Source organism: Streptomyces globisporus (genome assembly GCF_003501885.1).
GTDB lineage: Bacteria > Actinomycetota > Actinomycetes > Streptomycetales > Streptomycetaceae > Streptomyces > Streptomyces globisporus_D.
This window is the reverse complement of the sequence record NZ_QWFA01000347.1, coordinates 1-2,713: the sequence shown is the minus strand read 5'-3', so window position 1 is coordinate 2,713 and position 2,713 is coordinate 1. Positions and strand designations below refer to the sequence as shown.

At 77.4% G+C, this 2,713-nt stretch carries 2 protein-coding genes; both read left to right on the top strand.

Translation table 11 applies throughout. The annotated features are described in order from the left end of the window. Positions 1-1,716: ABC transporter substrate-binding protein (locus tag D3105_RS33275; protein ID WP_118906537.1), on the top strand; the 1,716-nt coding region annotated here is incomplete at its 5' end. A 1-nt stretch (position 1,717) separates the two neighbouring features. Beyond that, on the top strand, positions 1,718-2,713 hold a 996-nt coding region (locus tag D3105_RS33270; RefSeq protein WP_240647121.1), incomplete at its 3' end, for a serine/threonine-protein kinase.

The window sequence follows — 2,713 nt, the reverse complement described above, 5'->3', positions numbered from 1 at the left end:
GTGGCGGGGGATGCCGGGGCCGTCGGGGCGACCGAGTCCGCCGGGCCCACCGGAGCCGCCGGAGACGTCTTCTCGCTCGGCTGTCTCCTGGCGTACGCGGCCACCGGTCGGCCGCCCTTCGGCGGTGGCGCGGTCGACGCCGTCCTCTACCGCACCGTGCACGACGCACCCGACCTGGACGGCATCGACGACGCCCCGCTGCGCGCGCTCCTCGACCGGTGTCTCGCCAAGGACCCCGGCGAGCGTCCGGCCGCCGCCGACCTCGACACCCTGATCGCCGAGGACGCCCCCGCCGGGGCCACCGTCGACTGGCTGCCCGAGGACGTCGTCCGGATCATCGCGGACCGGTCCGCCGCCCTGCTGGCCCTGCCCGACATCGACGCGACCGTCGCCGTCACCGAGGAGCCCGGGCCCCCGCAACCCGGCCCCGGCCGACGGCGTTTCCTGCTCCTCGCGGCCGGTGGCGCCCTCGCCCTCGGCGGCGGAGCCTTCGCCGCCGTACGACTCACCGGTGACGGAGGAGGTGGGGGCGGAGACGACGGGGCGCACGGCGGACGGCGCCTCATCATCGGCGTGCACGCCGATCTCACCGGGCCGATGAGCGCCGCCGGACGTGCCCAGGAACGCGGCGTCCGGCTCGCCGTCGACCGCTTCAACTCCCTCGACGACCAGCGCTTCCGGCTCGCCGTGAAGGTCCTCGACGACCAGGGGGACCCCGCCCGCTCGGCCCGGGTGGCCGAGGAGTTCGCCCGCGACCCGGAGGTCGTCGCGGTCGTCGGTCCCACCAGCGACGAGGCGGCGGGGGCGGCCCTGTCCGCGTACGACGAGGCCGTGCTGCCGGTCCTGACGGTGTCGGCCCTGCTGATGGCCTTCCCGCGCCGGGCCAACGCCTCCTTCTTCCAGGCCGCCCCCTCCTACGCCGCGCTCGCCGTCCCCGTCGTCAACCGCCTTCTCCTTCGCCCCGACGTCGAGCGGCTCGGCGTCCTGGTCGACCGGGTCGGCGGGCAGGGTTCCTACCAGGCGGGCTACGCGACCAATCTGCTGACCCCCGACCTCACCACCGGCACCACCCACCCCCGGGTGGTGCCCGCCGGGACCACCGTCTTCGAGCCGGTCGTCACCGACCTCCTGTCGCACCGCAGCGACGCCCTCTTCTACGCCGGTGACGCGACCGGCGCCGCCAAGGTCGCCCGTATCCTGGCCGACCTCTCCTTTGCCGGACCGTGCATGGCTCAGCACACCGTCATGGGGCCGGAGTTCCTCGAACAGGCGGGCGCGGCGGCCGACGGCTGGGAGTTCGTCGCCCCGTTCATCGACGCCACCGCCCCGGCCGCCGCGACGTTCGCCGCCGCCCACCGCAAACGCTTCGGCGCCGCGCCCGCCGCCTGGTCCGCCGAGGCGTACGACGTGGCGGGGCTCGTCGCCCGCGAACTGGCCACCCTCGCCGAGGCGGCGGCCAAGGGAGCGACGCCCGCGGCCGAGGGGACGACGCCCGCGGCGACGGAGGCGTCCGCGACTGTCACGCCCTCCGGCAACGGCCTGCCCACCCGGTCCGCGCTCACCGCCGCGATCGCCGCCGCCCGGTACGAAGGGGTGGCGCGCACCTACGCGTTCGACAAGGAGCGTCAGCAACTCGTCGGTCAGGACGCCCACTTGTACCGGGTGGAGGACGGCAGCGTCCGCTACGTCGGCCCCGCCCCGAAGCCCAAGAGCTGACGTGCGGCCCCTCACCTCCGAGGACCCCCGCACCGTCGGCTCCTACCGCACCCTCGTCCGGCTCGGCGCGGGCGGCATGGGCGTGGTCTACCTGGCGCGCTCGGCGGGCGGGGCGCTCGCCGCCGTCAAGGTGATCCGGGCCGAGCACGCCGCCGACCCCGGCTTCCGGGCCCGCTTCCGTCGCGAGGCCGAGGCGGCCGCCCGGATCACCGGCCCCTGGGTGGTCCCAGTGCTCGGTGCGGACACGGAGGCCCGCGAACCGTGGCTGGCGACGGCGTTCGTGCCCGGGCCCTCGCTGGCCCACGTGGTGGCGACCGGAGGCCCGTTGCTCCCGGTCACCGTCCGGGCGCTCGGGAGCCGGCTCGCCGAGGCCCTCGCAGCGGTCCACGAGGCCGGGCTGATCCACCGTGACGTCAAGCCCGGCAACGTGCTCCTCGCCCTCGACGGCCCCCGCCTCATCGACTTCGGGATCGCCCGCCACGAGGGCGCCACCGCGCTGACCGCCACCGGCGCGGTGATCGGGACGCCCGGCTACCTGGCCCCGGAGCAGGCGTCGGCCGGGTCGCTGGGGCCGCCGTGCGACGTCTTCTCGCTCGGCTGCGTCCTGGTGTACGCGGCGACCGGGCGGGGGCCGTTCGGCGAGGGCGGTGGGGCGGGCGCGCTGTTCCGTACGGTCCACGAGGAGCCGGACCTGACGGGCGTCCCGCCCGGACTGGCCCCCCTGATCACCGCCTGCCTCGCGAAGGACCCGGCCGCCCGGCCGCCCGCGAGCCGGGTCCGCGACGCGCTGGCGGCGGGCGGGGAAGCGGCCCCCGACCCGGACGGGCGGGCGGTGCCGGGTCCTGCCGGGCGGGCGCTGCCGGGCCCGGCCCGGTCCGCCCCGAGCGCGCCACGGGACCCGCGCGAGGCCCTCCGCGTCGCCTCGGACCCGAGTGAGCCCGCGGACCCGTCCCGGCGGAGGCAGCCGGGCCCGCGCGGGCCCCTGCCCCCGGCCCCG